General features: G+C 67.8%; 21 protein-coding genes and 2 riboswitches. Of the genes, 12 read left to right on the top strand and 9 right to left on the bottom strand.

What is annotated here, in order from left to right; all coding sequences use genetic code 11:
* Window positions 1-31 precede the first annotated feature (31 nt).
* The 4 genes from E0W60_RS07465 to E0W60_RS07480 form a co-directional block, all read right to left on the bottom strand.
* Complete coding sequence (locus tag E0W60_RS07465; protein WP_133093395.1) at window positions 32-1033, bottom strand: tripartite tricarboxylate transporter substrate binding protein; 1002 nt, start codon at window positions 1031-1033, stop codon at window positions 32-34.
* 66 nt (window positions 1034-1099) lie between these two features.
* Window positions 1100-2158: a 3-keto-5-aminohexanoate cleavage protein gene (locus E0W60_RS07470; protein WP_133093394.1), complete on the bottom strand. Its 1059-nt coding sequence runs from the start codon at window positions 2156-2158 to the stop codon at window positions 1100-1102.
* Between the two features lie 32 nt (window positions 2159-2190).
* Window positions 2191-3036: a TauD/TfdA dioxygenase family protein gene (locus tag E0W60_RS07475; RefSeq protein WP_133093393.1), complete on the bottom strand. Its 846-nt coding sequence runs from the start codon at window positions 3034-3036 to the stop codon at window positions 2191-2193.
* A gap of 278 nt (window positions 3037-3314) precedes the next feature.
* Window positions 3315-3602 carry a DUF2188 domain-containing protein gene (locus E0W60_RS07480; RefSeq protein WP_240745760.1) on the bottom strand — a complete coding sequence of 96 codons (288 nt, stop codon included), beginning with the start codon at window positions 3600-3602 and terminating at the stop codon, window positions 3315-3317.
* 63 nt (window positions 3603-3665) lie between these two features.
* On the opposite strand from E0W60_RS07480, the gene E0W60_RS07485 reads away from it, so the two are divergent.
* Window positions 3666-4103, top strand: coding sequence for a MerR family transcriptional regulator (locus E0W60_RS07485; protein WP_133093392.1), 438 nt, complete (start codon window positions 3666-3668; stop codon window positions 4101-4103).
* A 40-nt stretch (window positions 4104-4143) separates the two neighbouring features.
* Here the strand turns inward: E0W60_RS07485 and mdeB are convergent, their stop codons facing one another.
* Complete coding sequence (mdeB, locus tag E0W60_RS07490; protein ID WP_135703516.1) at window positions 4144-6846, bottom strand: alpha-ketoglutarate dehydrogenase; 2703 nt, start codon at window positions 6844-6846, stop codon at window positions 4144-4146.
* A 171-nt stretch (window positions 6847-7017) separates the two neighbouring features.
* Between mdeB and E0W60_RS07495 the strand changes: the two genes are divergently transcribed.
* Window positions 7018-7536: an Lrp/AsnC family transcriptional regulator gene (locus E0W60_RS07495; RefSeq protein ID WP_135703517.1), complete on the top strand. Its 519-nt coding sequence runs from the start codon at window positions 7018-7020 to the stop codon at window positions 7534-7536.
* Window positions 7537-7547: 11 nt separating this feature from the next.
* Here the strand turns inward: E0W60_RS07495 and E0W60_RS07500 are convergent, their stop codons facing one another.
* Complete coding sequence (locus E0W60_RS07500; RefSeq protein ID WP_133093389.1) at window positions 7548-8471, bottom strand: LysR family transcriptional regulator; 924 nt, start codon at window positions 8469-8471, stop codon at window positions 7548-7550.
* Window positions 8472-8754: 283 nt separating this feature from the next.
* Here E0W60_RS07500 and E0W60_RS07505 point away from each other — a divergent pair, with 283 nt between their 5' ends.
* Genes E0W60_RS07505 through E0W60_RS07515 form a run of 3 tightly spaced genes read left to right on the top strand, consistent with a single transcriptional unit; the run spans window position 8755 to window position 10841 of the window.
* Window positions 8755-9213, top strand: a complete 459-nt coding sequence (locus E0W60_RS07505) for a MaoC family dehydratase (RefSeq protein WP_135703518.1) — start codon at window positions 8755-8757, stop codon at window positions 9211-9213.
* Window positions 9214-9251: 38 nt separating this feature from the next.
* Window positions 9252-10418 (top strand): thiolase domain-containing protein, encoded by a 1167-nt coding sequence (locus tag E0W60_RS07510; protein ID WP_135703519.1) that lies wholly within the window; start codon window positions 9252-9254, stop codon window positions 10416-10418.
* Window positions 10419-10442: 24 nt separating this feature from the next.
* Entirely contained in the window at window positions 10443-10841 is a 399-nt protein-coding gene (locus E0W60_RS07515) for a Zn-ribbon domain-containing OB-fold protein (RefSeq protein WP_135703520.1), read from the top strand.
* A 133-nt stretch (window positions 10842-10974) separates the two neighbouring features.
* Here E0W60_RS07515 and E0W60_RS07520 read toward each other — a convergent pair whose 3' ends face one another.
* A complete protein-coding gene (locus E0W60_RS07520) occupies window positions 10975-12240 on the bottom strand; it encodes a D-amino acid dehydrogenase (protein ID WP_135703521.1) in 1266 nt (421 codons plus the stop codon).
* 54 nt (window positions 12241-12294) lie between these two features.
* Window positions 12295-12425, bottom strand: a riboswitch (glycine riboswitch).
* Window positions 12426-12527: riboswitch (glycine riboswitch) on the bottom strand. It lies immediately after the preceding riboswitch.
* A gap of 254 nt (window positions 12528-12781) precedes the next feature.
* On the opposite strand from E0W60_RS07520, the gene E0W60_RS07525 reads away from it, so the two are divergent.
* From E0W60_RS07525 to E0W60_RS07535, 3 genes are read left to right on the top strand one after another with little or no spacing between them, the layout of a single operon-like run.
* A complete protein-coding gene (locus tag E0W60_RS07525) occupies window positions 12782-15067 on the top strand; it encodes a TonB-dependent receptor (protein WP_135703522.1) in 2286 nt (761 codons plus the stop codon).
* 5 nt (window positions 15068-15072) lie between these two features.
* Entirely contained in the window at window positions 15073-16323 is a 1251-nt protein-coding gene (locus E0W60_RS07530) for a sialidase family protein (RefSeq protein WP_431189852.1), read from the top strand.
* Window positions 16320-16820, top strand: coding sequence for a TlpA family protein disulfide reductase (locus E0W60_RS07535; protein ID WP_135703523.1), 501 nt, complete (start codon window positions 16320-16322; stop codon window positions 16818-16820). The genes E0W60_RS07530 and E0W60_RS07535 overlap by 4 nt, the downstream gene beginning before the upstream one ends.
* 51 nt (window positions 16821-16871) lie before the next feature.
* On the opposite strand, the gene E0W60_RS07540 is transcribed toward E0W60_RS07535, so the two are convergent.
* Both E0W60_RS07540 and E0W60_RS07545 read right to left on the bottom strand, forming a co-directional pair.
* Complete coding sequence (locus E0W60_RS07540) at window positions 16872-17348, bottom strand: DUF3597 domain-containing protein (RefSeq protein WP_135703524.1); 477 nt, start codon at window positions 17346-17348, stop codon at window positions 16872-16874.
* Window positions 17349-17480: 132 nt separating this feature from the next.
* Entirely contained in the window at window positions 17481-18422 is a 942-nt protein-coding gene (locus E0W60_RS07545) for a LysR family transcriptional regulator (protein ID WP_133093381.1), read from the bottom strand.
* A 132-nt stretch (window positions 18423-18554) separates the two neighbouring features.
* Between E0W60_RS07545 and E0W60_RS07550 the strand changes: the two genes are divergently transcribed.
* From E0W60_RS07550 to eno, 4 genes are all read left to right on the top strand, one after another.
* Entirely contained in the window at window positions 18555-19640 is a 1086-nt protein-coding gene (locus tag E0W60_RS07550; protein ID WP_135703525.1) for a tartrate dehydrogenase, read from the top strand.
* 177 nt (window positions 19641-19817) lie between these two features.
* A complete protein-coding gene (locus E0W60_RS07555; protein ID WP_240745761.1) occupies window positions 19818-21128 on the top strand; it encodes a glycerate kinase type-2 family protein in 1311 nt (436 codons plus the stop codon).
* On the top strand, window positions 21125-22543 hold the full coding sequence (gene pyk, locus E0W60_RS07560) for a pyruvate kinase (RefSeq protein WP_135703526.1): 1419 nt from the start codon (window positions 21125-21127) through the stop codon (window positions 22541-22543). Before E0W60_RS07555 ends, pyk begins: the two co-directional genes overlap by 4 nt.
* A gap of 10 nt (window positions 22544-22553) precedes the next feature.
* Complete coding sequence (gene eno, locus E0W60_RS07565; RefSeq protein ID WP_135703527.1) at window positions 22554-23840, top strand: phosphopyruvate hydratase; 1287 nt, start codon at window positions 22554-22556, stop codon at window positions 23838-23840.
* The last annotated feature ends 4 nt before the right edge of the window (window positions 23841-23844 follow it).

A 23844-nucleotide genomic window follows, 5' to 3' on the forward strand; every position in this document is an offset into this window, starting at 1 on the left:
GGCAGGGCCGAGGCAGGCGCCCCGGCTGCCGTCATTCCGGCTTGAACTGAATCGAACGCAGCAGCTTGCCCTGGCGCTCGTAGGACTCGCGCACGTCTCTGGCAAGCTCATCCGTAGTGGCCGGCGTGCCGATCTCCATGCCCAGCTCTTCGATCTTGCGCTGCAGCGCGGGCGATTTCATGGCCGCGAGCGTGGCCTCGCGCACCTTGGCGACCACTGCCGGCGGCACGCCCGGCGCCGCCCACAGCCCCATCCAGCCCACCTCGCTCAGGTCGGGATAGCCCAGCTCGGCAAACGTGGGAACGTTCGGCAGCGCGGCGAGCCGCTGCGGGAAGGCCACCGCGAAGGCCCGCAGCTTGCCCGCCTTGATGAACGGCATGGACGTCGCCGGACCGTCGAACATCAGCGGAACCTGCCCGCCCATGATGTCCTGCAGCGCGGGCGGCGAGCCCTTGTAGCTGACCGCGCCGGTATCGAGCCCCGCCAGCCGGTTGAACTGGACGCCGATGGTGTGGCCGCGCAGGCCGATGCCGAAGTTCGCGATATCGACCTTGCCCGGATTCGCCTTTACGTACGTGACCAGCTCGGCGAGGTTCTTCGCGGGAAGACCGGGATTGCCGACCAGGACCAGGCCCTGGCGCGTGAGCTGGACCAGCGGGACGATGTCCTTGAACGGGTTGTAGGACACCTTGATCGCTTGCGGCACCTCCGAGGCGATGCCCTTCTGGATCAGCAGCAGCGTATAGCCGTCACGCGGCGCGGACAGCAGGCTTTGCACGGCGATGGTTCCCGCCGCGCCGGACTTGTAGTCGACGATCACGGGCTGCCCGAGCGGCCGTTGCAGTTCATGGGCAAAGAGCCGTGCCAGGATGTCAGCGGTGCCGCCGGGGGGCGCGCCGACGAGTATCCGCACCGGCTTGGTCGGCCACTCGGTGGCCGGCGCGGCGCGCACCGCCTGGGCGGCCGGCAGCAGTGCGCCGAGGGCAAGCGCGAGCACGACCGCGCGGCGCCGGGTCTGGGGGAAGCGTTTCATGTTTGTCTCCGTTTCTCTGTGTCCCCTCGGCCCTGTCGGCGGGCCGTGTCGGCGGGGGAGTGCGGCTTACTGGGTCTTGCGCAGGAAGCCCTGGGTAGCGCCGTTGCGGTTGGGCGCGAAGCCGTTGGCCCGCAGCGACTCTTCCACCGTGTCGTAGAACACGCCGATCCGGCAGATCTCGCGCGCCTCTTTGGCGGTGGCGATGTCACGGCCCAGTTCGCGGGAGATGCGCACCAGTTGCTCGATCTGGTCCACGGATCCCTGCTTTGCGGTGCGGCGCGGGTTCCACAGCACGTCCTCGGTGCCGCAGCGCACGTGCAGGCCCATGGCAATGCCCATGGTATTGACCGGCAGCACGTTGCGCACATTGCTCTCGACCGTCACCACCGCGCCGTCCGGCACCGCGCGCATGAAGTTGGCCAGGCTGTAGACGCTGGGCGTGTCCATGCCGCCGCCGATCGCCACCCAGTTGATGTTCAGCGGGCCCTTGTAGAAACCGCGCCGCATCAGCCGCTCCACCGACTCCAGGCTGTTGATGTTGTAGCACTGGAATTCGCTCTGGATGCCGGCGGCGGTCAGCCGGCGCACATGCTCTTCCACCCAGCCCGGATTGGCGGGCACCGTCATGTTCTTGTAGGCGTCGAAGAGCGCCATGTCCTGGCGCGAGGTGCCGTGGAAGTCAGCGTCTTCCGCATGGTCGGTGACGTTCATCTGCGAGGTATTGACCGTCACCGTGACCTGGTCCGGCGTGGGATCCAGGTCGGCCAGCATGTGGCGGGTGTCGTCCGACAGCCACTTGGCTGCCTGCCCTTCATCCTCCGGCGCGAAGGAAATCGAGCCGCCCACCTGGATGATCATGTCGGGCACCGCGGCGCGCACGCCGGAAATCAGTTCGTTGAACTTGGACAGGCGCTTGGAGCCCTTGCCGTCCAGTTCGCGCACATGCAGGTGCAGCACGGTGGCGCCGGCGTTGTAGCAGTCCACGGCCTTCTGGATCTGTGCCTCCATGGTGACCGGAATGTCTTCCGGGAAATCGGAAGGCAGCCAGCCGGGGGCATACGGTGCGGCCGTGATGATCAGCGGCTGCTGGTTTTCGGGAAAGAGGTGGCCGTCGAGGAAGTTCATGGGGAGTCTCCGGGTCGGAAGGCGGCTTCGGTTCAGTAGGGGATGTCGCCGACGATGGCTGCGCGCTCCATCTTGCGCGGCGCGGGAAAGTAGTCGTTGAGCGCGTAGTGCTGCGTGCAGCGGTTGTCCCACACGGCGACGTCGCCCCGCTGCCACGACCAGCGCACCTGGTATTCGGGAATGGTGGCGCGGCTGATCAGGTAGTTGAGCAGCAGGGCCGCGCCGGGCGCCTTGTCGATGCCGTGCCGCACATTGGCCGGCGTGCTGTAGTTGGTGAAGTAGGTCGAGAAGCCGGCACCGACGAACAGCACCTTTTCGCCGGTTTCCGGGTGCGTGCGCACGACCGGATGCTCCACGGGCGGATGGTCCTGCGCGAGCTTCGCGCGCGCCTCGGGCGTCATGACCGCGCCGAAGCTCTGCTCGATGCTGGCGCGGGCACGAAGCCCGTCGACCTTCGCCTTGATGTCGTCGGGCAGTTCCTCATACGCCTTCACCATGTTGACCCAGATGGTGTCGCCGCCGATGTCGGGGCATTCGATGCAGCGCAGTACCGCGCCCATGGCCGGATTGGGACGCCACAGGCCGTCGCAGTGGTAGTTGTTCTCGTAGCTGTGCGGGTTGTCGCTGCGATAGACACGCACCAGGCCAGGATGATCCGGATCGCTGCCGACCACGGGGTGGTCTTCCAGCTTGCCGAAGGCGCTGGCGAACGCCACGTGCTCGGCACGCGTGATGTCCTGCTTGCGGAAGAAGAGCACGCGATGCCTGAGCAGCGCTGCCTTGATGTCGGCGAACAGCGCGGGATCGCGCGCCGCGTCGCCGAGATGGATGCCCGTGATTTCGGCACCGATGGCCGGGGTGATCTGCCTGATCTCCATGTCATGTCTCCAGCAGTGATTGGATCTGCGTACAGGTTCAGGGCCTGCTTGGAGATGGAGTATCGGGCGATCGAAGCGGACCCGCTTGCTTTACGGGGACATTCGTTTGTTAATTTGGGACATGCGGAGCGCGCTTCGCCTGGCGGCGTGCCGCTTGATCAAGGCCACGTATCGACTGCTGACCTTTCCTCGCGAGATCTGTGCAAAAGGCTCGCTTTCCGGCGCACGCTAGTGATATGGCCTTGCATCACGCACGCGGCCGCCGCCGCTGCGCGGCATCACTGCTCCGGCTTCTGTTGCTTGTCGCCGAACGGGCTGCGCAGATGCACATCCCCGTCAAGACGATGGATATGCAATTCGGCCTGATGCCGCCTGGCCACGTTCCAGCCGGCCGCGATTGCCGCTTCCATGGTCGGAAACCGCTGGGGCTTGATATCGAGGCCGCTGAATTCCAATGTCCAGCCATGTTCCGCGGGCAGAACACGAATGATGCGCGATTGCATGATGACCTTTTTAGAGATACCGCTACGTAAGGCGGCCGCCGTCATTCTGCGGTCGAAATGCAATCCCCTTCACTTAAAGGCGGGTTTGGCATAGGCTAGGTCCGTACCAAGGTACGGAGTCAAGCGATGGAGCAAACACTGACGATCGGGAAGCTGGCCAAGGCGGCTGGCGTTGGCGTGGAGACGGTACGGTACTACCATCGCTGCGGGCTGCTGCCGGTGCCAGAGCGCGCCCATGGCGCAATTCGCCAGTATTCGCAACAGAGCCTGCAGCGGATGCATTTCATCCGCCAGGCACAGTCGCTCGGGTTCACGCTGGATGAGATCCGGGGACTGCTGCAGCAGAAGCATGGCCGGTGCAGCACGGCCCGAGCACTGGCCGAGCGCAAGCTCAGCCTGGTGGAGGAAAGGCTGAGGGATTTGCGCGGGATGCGCGCGGAACTAAAGATCCTGATCGGACAATGCCACGCCAATGGCACCGAGGATTGCTGCCCCTTGATGAACACCTTGTCTGCGAACGGCAACCCGGAAAACGGGCGCGCCGCGGCATTGCGGGGCCGGTGACGCAAGCCTGCTGACCGAGAAGGTCAGGGCATGCGGCGTGTCACGCCTGCCACGACGCGGCCTTGTCCCCCGACTTGCCATAGCGCTCCCGCGCCGCGCGCACGACATCGGAAGGCAGCTTGCCGTCATCGGCCAGCGCCCGCAGCGCCGCGACCACGACAGAATGGCGGTCCACCTCGAAGAACGCGCGCAACGCCTGCCGCGTGTCGCTGCGCCCGAAGCCGTCGGTGCCCAGCGTGACATAGCGCCCCGGCACGCACGCGCGGATCAGCTCCGGCACCGCGCGCACATAATCGGTGGCGGCGATCACCGGGCCGTTCGACCCTGCCAGCGCTGTTTCGACATACGAGCGGGCATGCTGGTCGTTCAGGCGGTTGCTGCGTTCCACGGCGATCGCGTCGCGCTGCAGCTCGGTGAAACTGGTCACGCTCCAGACCTGCGCCACCACGCCCCAGTCGTCTTCGAGCAGGCGCGCGGCGGCGATCACCTCGGGCAGGATGGCGCCCGCGCCGAGCAGGTCGACCTGGCTGGCATCGCGCCGTTCGGGCGTAAGCGAGTACATGCCCTTCAGGATGCCGTCGCGCACGGCATCGGCCGGCTGCGGCATCGACGGCTGCGCATAGTTCTCGTTGCCGACGGTGACGTAGTAGAAGACGTCGCGCTGCTGCTCGCCCATCTCGCGCATGCCATGCTCCACGATCACTGCCACTTCATAGGCAAAGGCGGGATCCCACGCGCGGCAGTTGGGGATGGTCGACGCGGCCAGGTGGCTGGTGCCGTCCTGGTGCTGCAGCCCCTCGCCGCCGAGCGTGGTCTTGCCCGAGGTGGCGCCGATCAGGAAGCCGCGGGCGCGCTGGTCGGCAGCGGCCCAGATCAGGTCGCCGATGCGCTGGAAGCCGAACATCGAGTAGTAGATGTAGAAGGGCAGCATCGGCAGGTCGTGCACGCTGTAGGCGGTGGCCGCGGCGATCCATGACGAGATCGCGCCGGCTTCGGAGATGCCTTCTTCCAGGATCTGCCCGCCGGTGGATTCGCGGTAGTACAGCATCGAACCCAGGTCTTCCGGCTCATAGCGCTGGCCCAGCGGCGAATAGATGCCGACCTGCCGGAACAGGTTGGCCATGCCGAAGGTGCGTGCCTCGTCAGCAACCACCGGCACGATGCGCGGCCCCAGCGCGGTGTCCTTGAGCAGGCTGCCGAGCATGCGCACCACGGCCATGGTGGTCGACATTTCCTTGCCGTCCGCGGCCAGTGCGAAGCCGGCCCACTGGCCGGACGGCGGCACCGTGAGCGCGGTGGTCGCGGCCTGCCGGCGCCGCGGCAGGTAGCCGCCGAGCGCGGCCCGGCGTGCGTGCAGGTAGCGCATTTCCGGGCTGTCGTCGGCGGGTTTGTAGAAGCGCAGGTTGGCGACGTCGTCGTCCGACAGCGGCAGCTGGAAGCGGTCGCGGAAGGCCTTCAGGTCTTCCAGCTCCAGCTTCTTCTGCTGGTGCGTGGTCATGCGCCCCTGGCCAGCCGTGCCCATGCCGAAGCCCTTCATGGTCTTGGCCAGGATCACGGTGGGCTGGCCGCGGTGGCCCATGGCGCGTGTGTAGGCGGCGTGCAGCTTGCGCAGGTCGTGGCCGCCGCGGCGCAGGCGGTCGATGTCGTCGTTGCTCAGGTGCGCGGCGAGTGCGGCGAGCTCGGGGTTCTGCTGGAAGAAATGCTCGCGGTTGTAGGCGCCGTCGTTGGCGGAGAAGGTCTGGAACTGGCCGTCGACGGTCTGCGCGAAGGCCCGCACCAGCGCGCCGGAGCGGTCGCGGGCGAACAGCTCGTCCCAGTCCGAGCCCCACAGCACCTTGATCACGTTCCAGCCGGCGCCGGCGAACAGCGCTTCGAGCTCATCGACGATGCGGCCGTTGCCGCGCACGGGCCCGTCGAGCCGCTGCAGGTTGCAGTTGATGACGAAGACCAGGTTGTCGAGCTGCTCGCGCGCGGCCAGCGACAATGCGCCGATCGACTCGGGCTCGTCCATCTCGCCATCGCCGAAGAAGCCCCAGACCTTGCGCGACGACGCCGGCTGCAGCCCGCGGTTCTGCAGGTAGCGCATGAAGCGCGCCTGGTAGATCGAATTGATGGGGCCGATGCCCATCGAGCCGGTCGGGAACTGCCAGAAGTCCCGCATCAGCCAGGGATGCGGGTAGGAGCACAGGCCCGGCCCGCCGATCTCGCGCCGGTAGTGCTGCAGGTGGGTCTCGTCGAGGAAACCCTCCAGGTAGGCGCGGGCGTAGACGCCGGGGGCCGAGTGCGGCTGGAAGTAGACCAGGTCGCCGCCCTGTTCGGCGCTGTCGCCGCGGAAGAAGTGGTTGAATCCGACTTCGAACAGATCGGCCGCGGAGGCATAGCTGGCGATATGGCCGCCCAGTTCGCCATAGGCGCGGTTGGCGCGCACCACCATGGCCAACGCATTCCAGCGCAGCGCGGCGCCCAGCCGGGCTTCGATCTCCAGGTCGCCAGGGTAGGGCGGCTGCGCCTGCACGGGGATGGTATTCACATAGGCGCTCGGGCCGGCGCCGGGCGGCGGCAGGCCCTGCGCTGCGGCATGCGCCGCCAGGCGCCGCAGCAGGAAGCTGGCGCGCGCGCTGCCGGCATGCGCCAGCACGCCTTCGAGCGCGTCCAGCCATTCGCGCGTTTCCTGGGGATCGCTGTCCTCGTTGGCCGAAGGCAGCGCGAGCATCGATTGCACACCGTTTGCCAGGTTGGTCATGGCACCGCTCCTGTCCATGTTGCTTGTCTGTGGCGGCATGTCAGTCACGCTCGCCGATGCCAACAAGATTACGCCTGGAGCCGCAGAGAATGTGTCTGAATTTCCTTGCCAGAAGCGGGTATCGCAGTATAAAAATTCTCAATAGATGCCAAAATCCGGAATTGTTACATCATGAACGACACCTCGCTCAGGCTCGATCGCATCGATATCGCCATCCTCAATCAGCTGCAGCAGAACGCCCGCATCACCAATGCCGAGCTGGCGCGCGCCGTGAACCTGTCGCCGACGCCTTGCTTCAACCGCGTCAAGGCGCTGGAGAAAATGGGATTGATCAAGCAGCAGGTCACATTGCTGAATGCCGAGGCGCTGGGCCTGCGCATCAATGTGTTTATCCAGGTCAGCCTGGAAAAACAGGTGGAAGACGCGCTGCGCCGCTTCGAGGCGGCAATCGACAAGCGGCCCGAAGTGATGGAGTGCTACCTGATGACCGGCGATGCGGACTACCTGCTGCGCGTTGTCGTGCCCAGCATGCAGAGCCTGGAGCGCTTTATCCTGGAGCATCTGACCAAGATCCCTGGCGTGTCCAATATCCGGTCGAGCTTCGCGCTGAAGCAGGTGCGGTACCGCACGGCGCTGCCGCTGCCGGCGGGCGGATTGACCTTGAGCCTGGCGGAAGAAGAGGGCGAATAGCCTGCTGCGGGCTACGGCGCGCCACGCTCCTCGTTGCCGCCATCCACCGCGAATTCCGACAACGCCACCTCGCGGAAATGCCGAACCACCGGGGTGTCGTGCGCCGGCAGCCAGGTGAGCGCCAGGCCGATACCGGCACTGTCCGGATAACCCGCCAGGTCGCGGATCACCATGCGGTCGTTGGCAAAGCGCTGCATGATCGACGGCACCAGGGCCACGCCCAGCCCGCTCTCCACCAGCGCCAGCACGGTCTGCACCTGCGTGGCCTCCTGCGTGACGCGCGGCTGGAAGCCGGCCACCTGGCACGCCGACAGCGCGGCGCTGCGCAGGCCCGACGCTTCGGCCTGCTCGTACATGACAAAGCGCTCCTGCGCGAGGTCGGCCAGCGTCAGCGCGGGCTTGCCCGCCAGCGGGTGGCTGCGCGGCAGGGCGGCGACAAAGCGGTCGCGCTCCAGCAGCGCCAGCGCGGTATTGCCCGGCGTCAGCAGCGGCGTGCGCACCAGGCCCACGTCCAGCGCCTCGTCTTCCAGCCATTGCATGATGCGGGTCGAGGTCGCTTCGCGCAGCACCAGTTCGACGCCGGGGTATTCATTGCGGAAGCGCGTCACCAGCCGTGGCAGCAGGTGCGAGGTCGTGGTGCCGACAAAGCCCACCCGCAAGATGCCGGCCATGCCGCTGCTGGCCGACTGCACCAGCTCGCTGAACTGGCCGGCGTGGAACAGGATGCGCCGGGCCTCGGCCAGCGCGGCGCGGCCGGTCTCGGTCAGCGTGACGCCGCGCGGCTCGCGCACGAACAGGGTGGCGTCGAGCTCGGACTCGAGCTTCTGGATCGAGACCGTCAGCGCGGGCTGGGCGATATGCAGGCGCTCTGCCGCGCGGCGGAAATTGAGGGTCTCGGCCAGCACGACGAAGTGCCGGATGCGGCGCAGTTCCATGGGGTCAGCGGGGATGCGGGAGCCACATCTTAGTGCGCCGCGCGCCCCCCGGGCAACCGCGCGCGCCGGGTGGGTCGATAAACAGCGCTTATCGATCGCGCGGCAAACGATATTGGACGCCGGTTCCGCGGCGTCGCTACACTCGATTGCAAGCTGCCGTGCAGCAACAGATTCCGTATCAAGGAACACTCAAGGAACACAACGGAGACAGCCGGCCGGGCGCAGGCCGATCGCGCCGATCGCGCCCGCCGCGCCTGACCAGGCCTGGACCGACAGGAGCCTCATGCACAGCATTGCATCGCTCGACGACCTGCGCGCGCTTTGCGCCGCGCCCGCCGCCGTGAGCGAGTATTTCCCCATCGGGCAGGACGCCATCGATACCTTCGCCGAGCTGACGCATGACCGGCAGTGGATCTACGTGGACCCCGAGCGCGCCGCGGCGGATTCGCCATACGGCTGCACGGTCGCGCACGCCTTCCTGATCGTGTCGATGGTGTCGGCGGCGTTCGGGCAGTGCTTTACCTTTCCGGGCCGCAAGCTGGCGCTGAACTATGGCTTCGACCGGCTGCGCTTCACCGGCCCGGTGCCGGCCGGCGCGCGCGTGCGCGGCGCGTTCACGCTGCAGCAGCTCGACGAAGTCCGCCCCGGTGAAGTGCGCTGCCACTGGAAAGTAGAGATGCAGGTCGAAGGCAGCGAGCGGCCGGCCATGGTGGCGACCTGGCTGGTGCAGATGCGCTTCTGAAGTTCCCCAATATCAATCCCAAGCAGGACGAGACTCCCATGAGCATCAAAGGCAAGGCATATATCGTCGGGGCCTACGAGCACCCGACCCGCAAGGCGCCGGACAAGTCGGTGGCGCAGCTGCACGCGGAATCCGCGCGCGGCGCGCTGGCCGATGCCGGCCTGACCCTGGCGGACGTGGATGGCTACTTCTGCGCCGGCGATGCGCCGGGGCTGGGCGCCACCAACATGGTCGACTACCTCGGCCTGAAGGTGCGCCACGTGGACTCCACCGACACCGGCGGCTCCGCCTACCTGGTGCATGTCTCGCACGCCGCGCAGGCCATTGCCGCCGGCAAGTGCAACGTGGCGCTGATCACGCTGGCGGGCCGGCCGCGCTCCGAAGGCTCGACCGGCACGCAGGCGCGCAACTGGGGCGCCAACCTGCCGGACGCCCCGTTCGAGGCGCCGTTCAATCCCGTCACCGTCAACCTGTACGCGATGGTGGCGATGCGCCATATGTACGAGTACGGCACCACGCCCGAGCAGCTGGCATGGGTCAAGGTGGCGGCGTCGCACCACGCGCAGCACAACCCGCACGCGATGCTGCGCAACGTGGTCACGGTGGAAGAGGTGCTGAACTCGCCGTTGATCGCCGACCCGCTGCACAAGCTCGACTGCTGCGTGGTGTCCGACGGCGGCGGCGCGCTGATCGTGGCGCGGCCCGAGATCGCGGCCACGCTCAGGCGCCCGAAGGTGAAGATCATCGGCGCCGGTGAATACGTCAAGGGCCAGCTCGGCGGCGAGGTCGACCTGAGCTGGTCGGGCGCGAAGTTTTCCGGCGCGGCCGCGTTCGCTGAAGCCGGCGTGACCCCGGCCGACATCAAGTACGCCTCGATCTACGACAGCTTCACCATCACCGTGCTGATGCAGCTGGAAGACCTGGGCTTCTGCAAGAAGGGCGAAGGCGGCAAGTTCGTGGCCGACGGCAACCTGATCTCGGGCGTCGGCAAGCTGCCGTTCAATACCGATGGCGGTGGCCTGTGCAACAACCACCCGGCCAACCGCGGCGGCATCACCAAGGTGATCGAGGCCGTGCGCCAGCTGCGCGGCGAGGCGCATCCGGCGGTGCAGGTGAAGAACTGCGACCTGGCGCTGGCGCAAGGCACCGGCGGCTACCTGGGCTCGCGCCACGGCAGCGCCACCCTGATCCTCGAGCGCGAATAATGAACGATCGCCGGAGCAACTGACATGACGACCCCGCACACTCCCATGGCCTACAAGGCCCCGGACGAACAGCCCGACAACATCGAATTCTGGCAGGCCGCGCGCGAAGGCCGGCTGCTGGTCAAGCACTGCCAGTCATGCGGCAAGACGCACTGGTATCCGCGCACGCTGTGCCCGTTCTGCATGGGCGATACGGTCTGGAAGACCGCCAGCGGCCGCGGCACCATCTACTCGTACAGCGTCACGCGCAAGGCTGGCCCGCAGGCGTATTGCATTGCCTATGTGACGCTGGACGAGGGCGTGACCATGATGACCCATATCGTCGATTGCGATCTCGATGAGGTGCGCATCGGGCAGAAGGTGAAGGTCAGGTTCGCGCCCAGCGTGGATGGGGCGCCGGTGCCGGTGTTTGCGCCGGCCTGAGCGGTTCACGGCGGGCGGTGGCGCTTCACTCCGTGGAGGCTCCCGCCCTCTCCCCCGTACCTCTCCCGCGAGCGGGAGAGGGGCTGGGGGAGAGGGCCAGCGCTGGCAATAGCGAGGCGCTCAACTGGCAATCTCAAGCCTTGGCAAGTCCCAGCGAGCCCACGCCCGAGACTTTCGGCTCAACCAGCGCCTGCGCCACCACCCCCGCCACCATATCCGCCGTCACCGCCGACAGCGTCCAGCCAAGGTGCCCATGCCCGGTGTTGTAGAACACGCACCGGGCCCGCCCCCGCCCAACACGCGGCAGCATATCCGGCAGCATCGGCCGCAGCCCCGCCCACGGCACCACGCTGCGCGTGCTGACGCCGGGGAAGCACTGCTGCACCCATTCCACCAGCGGCCGGATGCGGTCGGCGCGGATGTCGCGGTTGAAGCCGTTGAACTCCGCGGTGCCGGCCACGCGGAAGCGGTCGTCGCCCAGGCGGCTGGTGACCAGCTTGGTTTCATCGTCGAGCAGGCTGACGGTCGGCGCCGCGGTGCGGCTGCCCGCGTCGTTCAGGTTGACGGTGATGGAATAGCCCTTGACCGGATAGATGTTGACGCGGTCGCCCAGCCCGGCGGCCAGCGCGCGGCTGGCGGTGCCGGCGCAGATCACCGCGCCGTCGAAGGTCGAGGTGGCGCTGTCCGCGCCTTCCTGCACGGTCACGCTGGCGCTGCGGCCATCGGTGGTGACCTTGCGCACGTCCTCGCCGTAGCGGCAGTGCACGCCCATGCGCTCGATGGCGGCGGCCAGGCCGCTGGTGAACTTGTGGATGTCGCCGGTCGAATCGCTTTCGGTGAAATAGCCGCCGTAGTAGGTGCCGGCCAGCGTCGGCTCGATCGCGCGCATTTCCGCCGGCGTCACCGCGCGGCGCTCCAGCCCGCCCTGCGCCAGCAGCGCCGAGACGCGGCCCGCGTGCTCGAAGCCCGCCTTGTCGCGATAGATATGCAGGATGCCTTCGCGCTTGTGGTCGAAGTCGATGCCTTCCTGCGCCGCCCACGCGAACAGGTGCTCGCGCGCCGCGATGGCCAGGCGCGCGGTCTCGATGGTGTTGCGGCGGTAATGCGGGATCGAGGCGATGAACTCGGCGAACCAGCTCAGCTTGTGCCAGCTCGGGCGCGGGTTGACCAGCAGCGGGGCGTCGCTGCGCAGCATCCACTTCAGGCCCTTGATGATGGTGGACCAGTGCGTCCACACCTCGGCATTGGAGGCGGATAGCTGCCCGCCGTTGGCGAACGAGGTTTCCATCGCGGCGTAGCGGTGGCGCTCGAACAGGGTGACGGAGAATCCGCGCCGGGCGAGCGCGTAGGCCGTGGTGACACCGGTGATGCCACCGCCGATGACGGCGATTGTCTTCATGATCTGGCAGTCCAGAAACGTCGGGGTGGGAGCCCGCACGCGACATGCGTGGCGGACGCCCCCTCTGTTCCTGACCTGAGAGATTCACGACAGCCGCCGGTGGTGCCCGGGGGTACCGGTGGCGGGGGCCGCTTGCTCCTTCGGTATGCCGGCTGACGATGGCGGCATTCTTCAGAGTGCTGTGACGCGTGATACCGGTCCTTTTGCCTGAGAGTTTCCGGGGCGGTTGCTCCTTCGGCGCTGTCCGCGGCGGCTGCCGCCGGATCAGTCTCTCCCAGCATCACGTTGGCGCGAACGCCAATCCGCGCAAATCTAGAGACAAAGGCCGCAAGTGGATATGCGGGTAAACGCGAATAGAGCCAGTCGTGTTCGCATGGATGGGTCGAGTCGCTTCTTTACCGGCGCGGCGCTATGTCGCACTGCGTCAAGCCGACCCGCCCCCTAGAATGTCAGCACTCGCTACGCGGAGGAAGTGCGCCGTAGCACGAGCCGGATACGGCGCACCGGTCGGGCGAGCCAGAAGAACAGAAAAGGTATTCCAGTGAGAAGAAATCGGATTGCGCTGGCCGCCTCGGCCGCGCTGATGGGCCCCGGCATCGCCGGCGCGCAGCCGGATGAACCCGTCAGCGCGCCGCAGCCCTTGCAGGAAGTCGTGGTCTCGGCGAAGACCGGGCGCGGCGAAACGCCGGCCACGCCGCCCAATACGCCATCGCCCGCCTATGGCATCAGCGCCGCACGCATGGCGGACTTCAACGTGGTCAACACCGAAGACGCGCTCAAGTACGCGCCCAACCTCGCCGTGCGCAAGCGCTTCATCGGCGATATGAACTCGATCATCTCGGTGCGCAGCACTAGCTCGCGCCAGTCGGCGCGCGGGCTGGTCTATGCCGACGGCCTGCTGCTTTCCAACCTGCTGGGCTCCGATTTCACTTTCCCGCCGCGCTGGTCGCTGGTCAACGCCGCCGAGATCGAGCGCGTCGACGTGCTGTATGGCCCGTATTCGGCGCTGTACCCGGGCAATTCGCTGGGCGCGACCGTGCTGATCAGTACGCGCACACCGGAGAAGTTCGAGGGCGATGCCAGCGTGCAGCTATTCACGCAGCGCTTCAACCTGTACGGCACGCACGACAGTTTCAACGGCGTGCACGCCAACGCCTACGTGGGCGACCGCGCCGGGCCGTTCTCGTGGCTGGTCAGCGTCGACCGGCAGGACAGCAAGAGCCAGCCGCTGAGCTTCTACACCGCGGCGCGCTCCAGCGTGCGGGCGACTTCGGCCGACAAGCCCGTGACCGGCGCCTACTTCGACCAGGACCAGACCGGCGCCGACCGCACCGTGATGGGCGTCAACAGCGAGGGCGTCACGCACACCGTGCAGGACCAGCTCAAGCTCAAGCTCGGCTACGACATCACCAATACCCTGCAGGCGCAGTTCACCGCCGCCTACTGGCAGCAGGACCGCTCCAGCGCCACCGGCAGCTACCTGCGCGATGCCGACGGCAACGTGGTGTCGAGCGGCCCGGTCAATATCGGCGGCCTCCGCTACGTGATCCCCGCCAACGCGTTTGCGCCGGGCAATGGCGAGGACGCGCGCTGGCTCTACGGCCTGTCGCTGCGCACGCGCAACGAGACCGGGTGGAATTTCTCCGGCGTGGCATCGCTGTTCGATGTCACCAAGGACATCAGCCGCACCGCCAGCACCGCGGGCAATGGCCCGGGCACGGTGACCTATGGCGACGGCACCGGCTGGCGCACGCTCGACCTGAAGGCCGACTACCGCCCGCAGCAGCTCAAGGGCGGCCACTGGGTCACCCTCGGCTACCACTACGACAACTACAGGCTCAGCAACACCACCTACAACACCTCGGACTGGCAGGCCGCCACCATCTCCGCGTTCAACAACGCCTTTGCCGGCAAGACCGAGACGCAGGCGCTGTACGCGCAGGACGCGTGGTACTTCGCCGAGGACTGGAAGCTGATCCCGGGCGTGCGCTGGGAGCACTGGCGCGCCTATGACGGCAGCCGCAGCCAGCCAGGCGTAGATGTCGCCTACCCGGTGCGCAGCGAGTCCAACTGGTCGCCCAAGCTGGCGCTGGAAAAGGCCATCGGTCAGGACTGGCTGGGCCGGCTGTCGCTCGGCCAGGCCTGGCGCTACCCGACCGTCGCCGAGCTGTTCCAGGGCCGCATCACCGGCACCTCGCTGATCAACAACGATCCCAACCTGAAACCGGAGCGCTCCTTCTCGAAGGACCTGACCTTCGAACGCACGGTCGACCGTTCGTACTTCCGCGTGTCGGTGTATGAAGACGACATCCGCGATGCGCTGGTCAGCCAGACCAATACCACGGTGTTCCCCACCGTCACCAGTTTCCAGAACGTGGACCGCGTGCGTACGCGTGGCATCGAGCTTGCCTACGACGGGCGCGACGTGCTGACCAGCGGCTTCGACCTGTCGGCCAGCGGCGCGTACAACCATTCCAAGACGCTGGAGAATGCCAATAACCCGGCATCGGTGGGCAAGTATTTCTATCGCATCCCGCAGTGGCGCGCGAACCTGGTCGGCACCTACCGCTTTACGCCGGCATGGGCCGGCACGCTGGCGATGACCTATTCGGGGCGGCAGTACAATACGCTCGATAACAGCGACGTCAATCCCGACACCTTCGGCGGCACCAGCAGTTTCCTGACCTTCGACGTCAAGGTGACCTACAAGCCCGCCAGGAACGTGCGGCTCGGGCTTGGCATCGACAACCTGACCGACCAGCGTTACTTCGTCTACCACCCGTACCCGGGCCGGACGTTCTACGCCGAGGCCAAGCTTTCCTTCTGAGTGCAGTGACCAGTCCGATCCTGACCATTCCCCTGCAGCGCTTGCCCCGCAGCTTCCGCTTCCTTGCCGCCGGCGTGATCGCCTGCACGGCGTTCGCCGCGATGGCGCAGTCCCATGGCAACCATGCCGGCCACGGTGCGCAAAGCGCGGCGCCGAAGGCGATGAGCGAACTCGGCACCGGCGCCGCCTTCGATCGCGACGGCCGCTTGTGGATCGCCTACAAGGACGGCCAGCACGTGGCCGTGCGCGCGTCGGCCGACCAGGGTCGCAGCTTCGGGCCGGTGCAGCACGTCAACCGCGTGCCCGAAGCCGTGGCTGCTGACCACGACAGCCGGCCCAAGGTTGCCACCGGCCGCGACGGCGAGATCTACGTCACCTGGACCCAGCCGCTGCCCAAGCCCTATACCGGCTTTATCCGCTTCGCGCGCTCCGCCGACGGCGGCAAGACCTTTGCCGCGCCGGTGACCGTGCATGCCAACCGCGACCAGATCGCGCACCGCTTCGACGCGATCGCGGTGGACCCGGCCGGCCGCGTCTTCGTCAGCTGGATCGACAAGCGCGACGTGGTCGCCGCCGAAGCGCGCAGGCAGCCCTATGCCGGCGCTGCGATCTACTACGCGGTATCGGCCGACCACGGCAAGAGCTTCCAGGGCGATTACAAGATCGCCGACCAGTCCTGCGAATGCTGCCGCATCGCGCTCGCGCCGACGCCGGACGGCAAGATGCTGGCGCTGTGGCGCCACGTGTTCCCGCCCAACGCGCGCGACCACGCGGTGGCACTGCTCGGCGCCGACGGCACGCCCGCGCCGATGCAGCGCGCGACCTTCGACGACTGGCGCATCGACGCCTGCCCGCACCACGGCCCGGGCGCCGCGGTGGCGCCGGACGGCATGCTGCACATGGTCTGGTTCAACGTGAAGGCAGGCAAGCCGACGGTATCGGTCGGCCGCTTCCGGGACGGCAAGCTGCAGGCGCAGCGTCCGCTGGACGACCCGCGCGCGCAGCATGCCGATATCGTCGCGCTCGACGACCATCGCATCGTGGTGGCGTGGAAATCGTTCGACGGCCAGCAGACCCGGCTCTCGGCGATGCTGTCGCAGGACGGCGGCAAGACCTGGCAGACGCGCCAGGTTGCCGGCACCGCGCGCGATTCGGACCAGCCGCACCTGCTGCAGCACGGCGGCCGCGCCTACGTGCTGTGGCGCACCGAGGCCGAAGGCTTCCAGGTCTTCCCGCTGGCGCAGGAGGGCGCATGACATTGCGTCGCAAACTCATCGCCGCGCTGGCGGGCGCCACGATCGCGCTCGGCGTCGCCGGCATGGCGCACGCGGCCGAACGCGTATCGGTGTTCGAATCCGCCAGTGCCGCGCAGCTCAGTGCCAGCCAGCAGGGCAAGCCCTTCGTGCTGGTGGTGTGGTCGCTCGACTGCGTCTACTGCAAGCGTAATTTCGAAGCCATCGGCAAGCTGCAGGCGAAGCATCGCAGCCTGCGCGTGGTCACGCTGGCCATGGACCGGCCCGACGCGCTGCCGCAGGTGCAGCAGCTGCTCAAGCGCGTCAACCTGACGCGCGACGCGTGGATGTTCGGCAACGAGCCGCAGGAGAGGCTGCGCTATTCGGTCGATCCCGACTGGATGGGGGAGATGCCGCGCACGTACTTCTATCGGGCCGACGGCCAGCGGCAGGGCGTATCCGGCGTGATCGGCGACGCCGACTGGGACAAGCACCTGCGCTGGGCGGGCATCGGCGGCTGAGGCGGCCGCCGGCCCTTTCCTGAGGCAGCCGCCAACGCTTCCCGGATTTCCTTACGACAAGTCCGCCGGCAGCTTGCCGCCGTTGGCCGCAAGCTCCTGCATCAGGCGCTTGTGCAGCCAGACATTCATCCCGGCGGAATCGTTCATGTCGCCGCTGTAGTGCAGCTCGCGCGCCAGTTCCTTGCGGTGCTCGAGGCTGCTGTCGATGCCCAGCGCCTTCATCGTGTCAACGATGGACGTGCGCCAGTTCAGCGTCTGGCCGCTCTCCCTGACCAGGTTGTCCATGATGGATTCGACGTCGACGCCCGACAGCGGCGTGGGTTTGGCCGCGGCCTGGCCAGCGCTGCCTGCGGGCGTGGTGGCGCCTGCCGACGCGGGCGACGGGCTCGACGGCGCGGGTGCCGCGCCTGCCGAGGTCGGCGTGCCAGCCGCTGTGCCGGCGGATGTGCCGGCGGGGGTGCCCGAAGTCGTGGCAGCCGGCTTGGCCCGGCCCAGCAGCTTGTTGAGGATGTCCTTGAAGATGCTCATGGCGGTGGCCTCCTGTCCGTTTGGATCGCAGCACGTGGAGTACAGCGCCATGCAGGAAACGCACCATCCACGCAGGCCTTGCTTTCGGCGCACCAGGCAGCGCCGGGTTGTAAATGCTGCATGCAGCGACAGTCATGCCGGCACTTTTGCCGGCTCGCCGAACTCGCTGAACTTCGCCGCCATGAACTCGACGAACAGCCGGAGCCGCGACGACAGCTGATGCCGCTGGTGATAGACCGCGTAGATGTCGGCCTCCGGCGTGGCGTACTGCGGCAACACCTGCACCAACCGTCCGCTGCGCAGGAATCGCTCGATATCCCATTCGGCCCGCATCAGGATGCCGTGGCCTTCCAGCGCCCAGTTGACCGCGATCTCGCCGTCGTTGGTGGTCAGGTTGCCGCGCACGCGCACGGTTTCGGTACGCGCCTTAGCCCCCTTGCCGGTGGTCAGGCGCCACACGCCGTAGGCGTCGCTGCCCTGCCGGATGCCGATGCAGTTGTGGCGGCGCAGGTCGGCCGGCGTGTTGGGGATGCCGTGATCGCGCAGGTACTTGGGCGACGCGCATAGCAGGCGCCGGTTGGGCGCCAGCTTGCGCGCCACGATACGCGCATCGGGCGGCTGGCCGAAGCGGATGCAGACGTCGAACGCATCTTCGTTCAGCGGTGGCGGGTCGGCCGACAGCTGCAGCTGCACGTCGACTTCGGGATAGGCCGCGACGTACTCGGAAATCACCGGCGCCACGTGCATGCGGCCGAACCCGAGCGTGGCATTGACGCGCAGCAGGCCGCTCGGCTTGCCCTTGGAACGCGTCAGCAGCTGGTCCAGGTCCTCGATCTCGCTCAGGATGCGCCGCGCGTGCTCCAGGTAGACCTCGCCCTCGGGCGTCAGGCTCATGCGCCGGGTGGTGCGCGTGACCAGCGGCATGCCGATGCGCGCCTCCATCTGTGCCAGCCGCTTGCTGACCGCCGCGGTTGTGATGCCAAGGTCGCGCGCGGCCGCGCTCAGGCTGCCGGCGGTGGCCACCGACGTGAAAAAGCCCAGTTCCGACGGCTGGATTCCTGCGGACGATGCCATGCCAGCTTTAATCTCAGGTTAAGAATGGTTTAACTTTACAAGCGATCCAAAACCTTGTCCACGGCCCAGAATCCATTCCACGCAATCGTGCAAACACACGGATTCACACGGATTCTGACCAGGAGACAAGAGATGAAGACCTACCGCATCGCGACCATCCCCGGCGATGGCATCGGCAAGGAAGTGATACCCGCGGGCCGCCAGGTGATGGAAGCGCTGGCCGCCGCCGGCGCCGATTTCCGCTTCGAGTTCGAAGACTTCGACTGGGGCGGCGACTACTACCGCCAGCACGGCGTGATGATGCCCGCCGATGGCCTGGACGCGCTGCGCGACAAGGATGCGATCCTGTTCGGCTCGGCCGGCGACCCGCATATCCCCGACCACATCACGCTGTGGGGCCTGCGCCTGAAGATCTGCCAGGGCTTCGACCAGTACGCCAACGTGCGCCCGACCCGCATCCTGCCGGGCATCGACGCGCCGCTCAAGCGCTGCGCGCCGGAAGACCTGAACTGGGTGATCGTGCGCGAGAACTCGGAAGGCGAATACTCGGGCGTCGGCGGCCGCGTGCACCAGGGCCATCCGATCGAGGCCGCCACCGATGTCAGCATGATGACCCGCGTCGGCGTCGAACGCATCCTGCGCTTCGCCTTCAAGCTGGCGCAATCGCGTCCGCGCAAGCAGCTGACGGTGATCACCAAGTCCAACGCGCAGCGCCACGCCATGGTGATGTGGGACGAGGTCGCGGTGCAGGTGGCGGAGGATTTCCCGGACGTCACCTGGGACAAGGAACTGGTCGATGCCGCCACCGCGCGCATGGTCAACCGCCCGAAGTCGCTCGACACCATCGTTGCCACCAACCTGCACGCCGACATCCTGAGCGACCTGGCCGCGGCGCTGGCCGGCAGCCTGGGCATCGCCCCAACCGGCAATATCGACCCGGAACGCCGCTATCCGTCGATGTTCGAGCCGATCCACGGTTCGGCCTTCGACATCATGGGCAAGGGCCTGGCCAATCCGGTCGGCACGTTCTGGTCGGTGGTGATGCTGCTGGAACACCTGGGCGAGCACGCCGCGGCCCAGCGTGTGATGGAGGCGGTCGAGGCGGTGACCGCCAACGCGGCGCTGCATACCGGCGACCTGGGTGGCAAGGCCACCACCGCGCAGGTGACGCAAGCCGTGTGCGAACTGCTGTCCGGCAAGCAGGCCAGGGCAGCCTGAGCGTTCGCGCGCCAACCGCTAGCCGCTAGCCGTCGTGAACGCTCCCCTCTCCCGCGCGCGGGAGAGGGGAGCAAACCAGCGGCATAGCCGCACCGCCTTCCGCCACAAGCAGCACGCCCAGAGCTGTGCCGGGGGGAGCGTTTGCCTTACGAAACACCGAATCAGCAGGAAACAGCCATGATCCATGAGCGCGCCGTGACCATGCCAACGATCGATCCCGACGTGCTGCTGCGGCGCATGTTCGACGCGGCCATCGCCGCCGCGCAGCCGGCACGCACGCTGGCGCGCCACCTGCCCGCAGCGCCGCGCGGCCGCACCATCGTCATCGGTGCCGGCAAGGCCTCTGCGGCCATGGCCGCAGCGCTGGAAGCAGCGTGGCCAGGCCCGCTGCAGGGGCTGGTGGTGACGCGCTACGGCTACGCGGTGCCTTGCGCGCGCATCGAGATCGTCGAAGCCGCGCACCCGGTGCCGGACGATGCCGGGCTGGCCGCCTCGCGCCGCATGCTGGAACTGGTGTCCGGCCTCAGCGAGGACGACCTCGTGATCTGCCTGGTCTCCGGCGGCGGCTCGTCGCTGCTGCCGCTGCCGCTGGCCGGCATCACGCTGGACGACAAGCAGCAGGTGAACCGCGCGCTGCTCAAGTCGGGGGCGACAATCTCCGAGATGAACTGCGTGCGCCGCCACCTGTCCGCGATCAAGGGCGGCAGGCTGGCCGCCGCGTGCTACCCCGCGCAGGTGCTGAACCTGCTGATTTCCGACGTGCCGGGCGACGACGCCATCGACGTCGCCTCCGGCCCGACCGTGCCCGACCCGACCACGTGCGCCGATGCGCTGGCCATCGTCAGGCGCTACGCCATCGACCTGCCTGCCCACGTGCTGGCCGCGCTGCAGTCCGACGCGGCCGAGACGCCCAAGCCCGGCGACCCGCGCCTGCCGCGCATCCGCACCGAGTGGATCGCCACGCCGCGGCTGGCGCTGCAGGCCGCTGCGCAAGCGGGCCGCGACGCCGGGTATGCCGTGCATGTGCTCGGCGACGCCATCGAGGGCGAGGCCCGCGAGGTTGGCAAGGTGCTGGGCGGCATCGCGCTGGCGGCGGCCAGGCACGGCCAGCCCTTTGCCGCGCCGTGCGTGCTGCTGTCCGGCGGCGAGACCACGGTCACCGTGCGCGGCAACGGCCAGGGCGGCCGCAATGTCGAGTTCCTGCTGTCGCTGGCGCTGGCCCTGCGCGGCGAGGCCGGCATCCATGCCATCGCCGGCGACACCGACGGCGTCGACGGGCAGGAAGAGATCGCCGGTGCGGTGATCGGCCCTGACACGCTCGAGCGCGCATGGCGCGCCGGCCTGAACCCGCAGGACGCGCTGGCCGCCAACGACGGCCATGGATTCTTCGAGGCGCTGGGGGACGCGGTCGTGACCGGCCCCACGCTGACCAATGTCAATGATTTCCGCGCGATCGTGCTGACGCGCGCTTCCGGAGCCAACACATGAGACGCCTTCGCAACGCAAAGATCGTGGCCACGCTCGGGCCCGCCAGTTCGGATCCGGCCACCATCGGCCAGCTGTTCGATGCGGGAGCCGATGTGTTCCGGCTCAACTTCAGCCATGGCTCGCATGAAGACCACAAGCAGCGCCTGCACGCCGTCCGCGCGATCGAACAGGAACGCGGCCGCCCGATCGGCGTGCTGCTTGACCTGCAGGGTCCCAAGCTGCGCATCGGCACCTTTGCCGAGGGTCCGGTGCAAGTGGCGGCGCAGGCAGCATTCCGGCTCGATCTGGATGCGTCCGTGCCCGGAAGCGCGCAGCGCGTGAGCCTGCCGCATCCGGAGATCTTCGCGGCGCTGCAGCCAGGCGCGGAACTGCTGGTCGACGACGGCCGGGTGCGGCTGCGCGTGGAGCGCTGCGGCGCCGACTATGCCGAGACCGTGGTCGTCAACGGCGGCACGCTGTCCGACCGCAAGGGCGTCAACGTGCCGGGCGTGGTGCTGCCGCTGTCGGCCATGACCGAAAAGGACCGCGCCGACCTGGACTTCGGGCTGTCGCTCGGGGTGGACTGGGTGGCGCTGTCGTTCGTGCAGCGCGCCGAGGATATCGAGGAGATCCGCCAGATCGTCGACGGCCGCGCCGGCATCGTCGCCAAGCTGGAGAAGCCGGCCGCGATCCAGAGCCTGGAGGCGATCGTCGAGGCGTCCGACGCAATCATGGTGGCACGCGGCGACCTCGGCGTGGAAATGCCTGCCGAACAGGTGCCGTCGCTGCAGAAGCGCATCGTGCGCGCCTGCCGCAAGGCCGGCAAGCCGGTGATAGTGGCCACGCAAATGCTGGAGTCGATGGTGGCCGCACCGGTGCCGACCCGCGCCGAGGCATCCGACGTCGCCACCGCCATCTATGACGGCGCCGACGCAGTGATGCTGTCCGCGGAATCGGCGTCGGGCCGCTATCCGGTGGAAGCGGTGAAGATGATGGACAGCATCATCACCCGCACCGAATCCGACCCGCACTACCACGAAGCCATCCAGGCCTCGCATTCGGCACCGCGTGCCGACGCTGCCGACGCCATCGGCTACGCCGTGCGGCACGTGGCCAGCCTGCTGGGCGCGCCCGCGGCGGTAGCCTATACCAGCTCCGGCTATTCCGCGCTGCGCATGGCGCGCGAACGGCCCGAGGTGCCGATCCTCGGCATGACGCCGCGGCTTGCCACCGCGCGCCGCCTCGCGCTGGCGTGGGGCGTGCACGCGGTGCTCTGCCATGAAGTGGTCGACGTGGTGGAGATGACCGAAGTGGCCAGCCGCACCGTGCTCAAGGAGCAGTTCGGCGCGGCCGGCCAGTCGATCGTGATCTCGGCGGGGCTGCCCTTTACCGTCGCGGGCACGACCAACCTGCTGCGCATCGCGCAGGTCCGGTAGGGGGAGCGAGATGGCTGTCATCAAGGAAATCCTCGGCTACGAGATCCTCGACTCGCGCGGCAATCCCACCGTGGCCGCGCGCGTGCTGCTGGCCGATGGCGCGCAAGGGTTCGCGGCAGCACCGTCGGGCGCCTCCACCGGCTCGCGCGAGGCGCTGGAGCTGCGCGACGGCGATCCGCGCCGCTATCTCGGCAAGGGCGTGCGCAAGGCCGTGCAGCATATCAATGTCGATATCGCCCGCACGCTCGCCGGCATGCAGGCAGCGGACCAGGCCGAAGTGGATGCGTGCCTGATCCGGCTGGACGGCACCGCCGACAAGTCGCGCCTCGGCGCCAATGCGTTGCTCGCGGTTTCGCTCGCCACCGCGCGGGCGGCTGCGGCGTCGGCGGGCGTGCCGCTGTACCGCTCGCTTGGGGCAGGGCGCGCCGAGACGCGCCTGCCCTTGCCGATGATGAACATCATCAACGGCGGTGCGCATGCCGACAACAGCGTCGACATGCAGGAATTCATGATCCTGCCCGTGGGCGCGCCCAGTCTTTCCGAAGCGCTGCGCTGGGGCGCCGAGGTGTTCCATACGCTCAAGCGCGTGCTGCGCGAGCGCGGCTTTTCCACCGCGGTCGGCGACGAGGGCGGCTTTGCCCCGGACCTGGCCTCGAACGAGCATGCGCTGGAAGTGATCCTGCAAGCGGTGGAGGCCGCCGGCTTCGGGGCCGGCCGCGATATCGCGCTGGGCCTGGACGTGGCCAGCTCGGAGTTCCATGCCGAGGGCCGCTACGTGCTGGCGTCGGAAGGCCGCAGCTACGACGCCGAAGGCTTTGTCGACCTGCTGGCCGGCTGGGTGCGCCAGTATCCCATCGTCACCATCGAAGACGGCATGGCCGAGCAGGACTGGCGGGGCTGGCGGCTTCTGACTGAGAAACTCGGCGCGCAGGTGCAGCTGGTAGGCGACGACCTGTTCGTCACCAACGCCGCGATCCTGTCCGAAGGCATCGCGCAGGGCGTTGCCAACGCGATCCTGATCAAGCCCAACCAGATCGGCACGCTGACCGAGACGCTGCAGGCCATCGACGTGGCCGAGCGTGCCGGCTATGCGTCGGTGATCTCGCACCGCTCCGGCGAGACCGAGGACACCACCATTGCCGACCTGAGCGTATGCACCGCGGCCACGCAGATCAAGACCGGCTCGCTCAGCCGTTCCGACCGCGTGGCCAAGTACAACCGGCTGCTTTGCATCGAAGCGGAGCTGGGCTGCGCCGCGGCCTTCGCCGGCAGCAGTGCGCTGCGACAACTGCGCTAGTGCC

Source organism: Cupriavidus oxalaticus (genome assembly GCF_004768545.1).
Classification (GTDB): Bacteria; Pseudomonadota; Gammaproteobacteria; order Burkholderiales; family Burkholderiaceae; genus Cupriavidus; species Cupriavidus oxalaticus_A.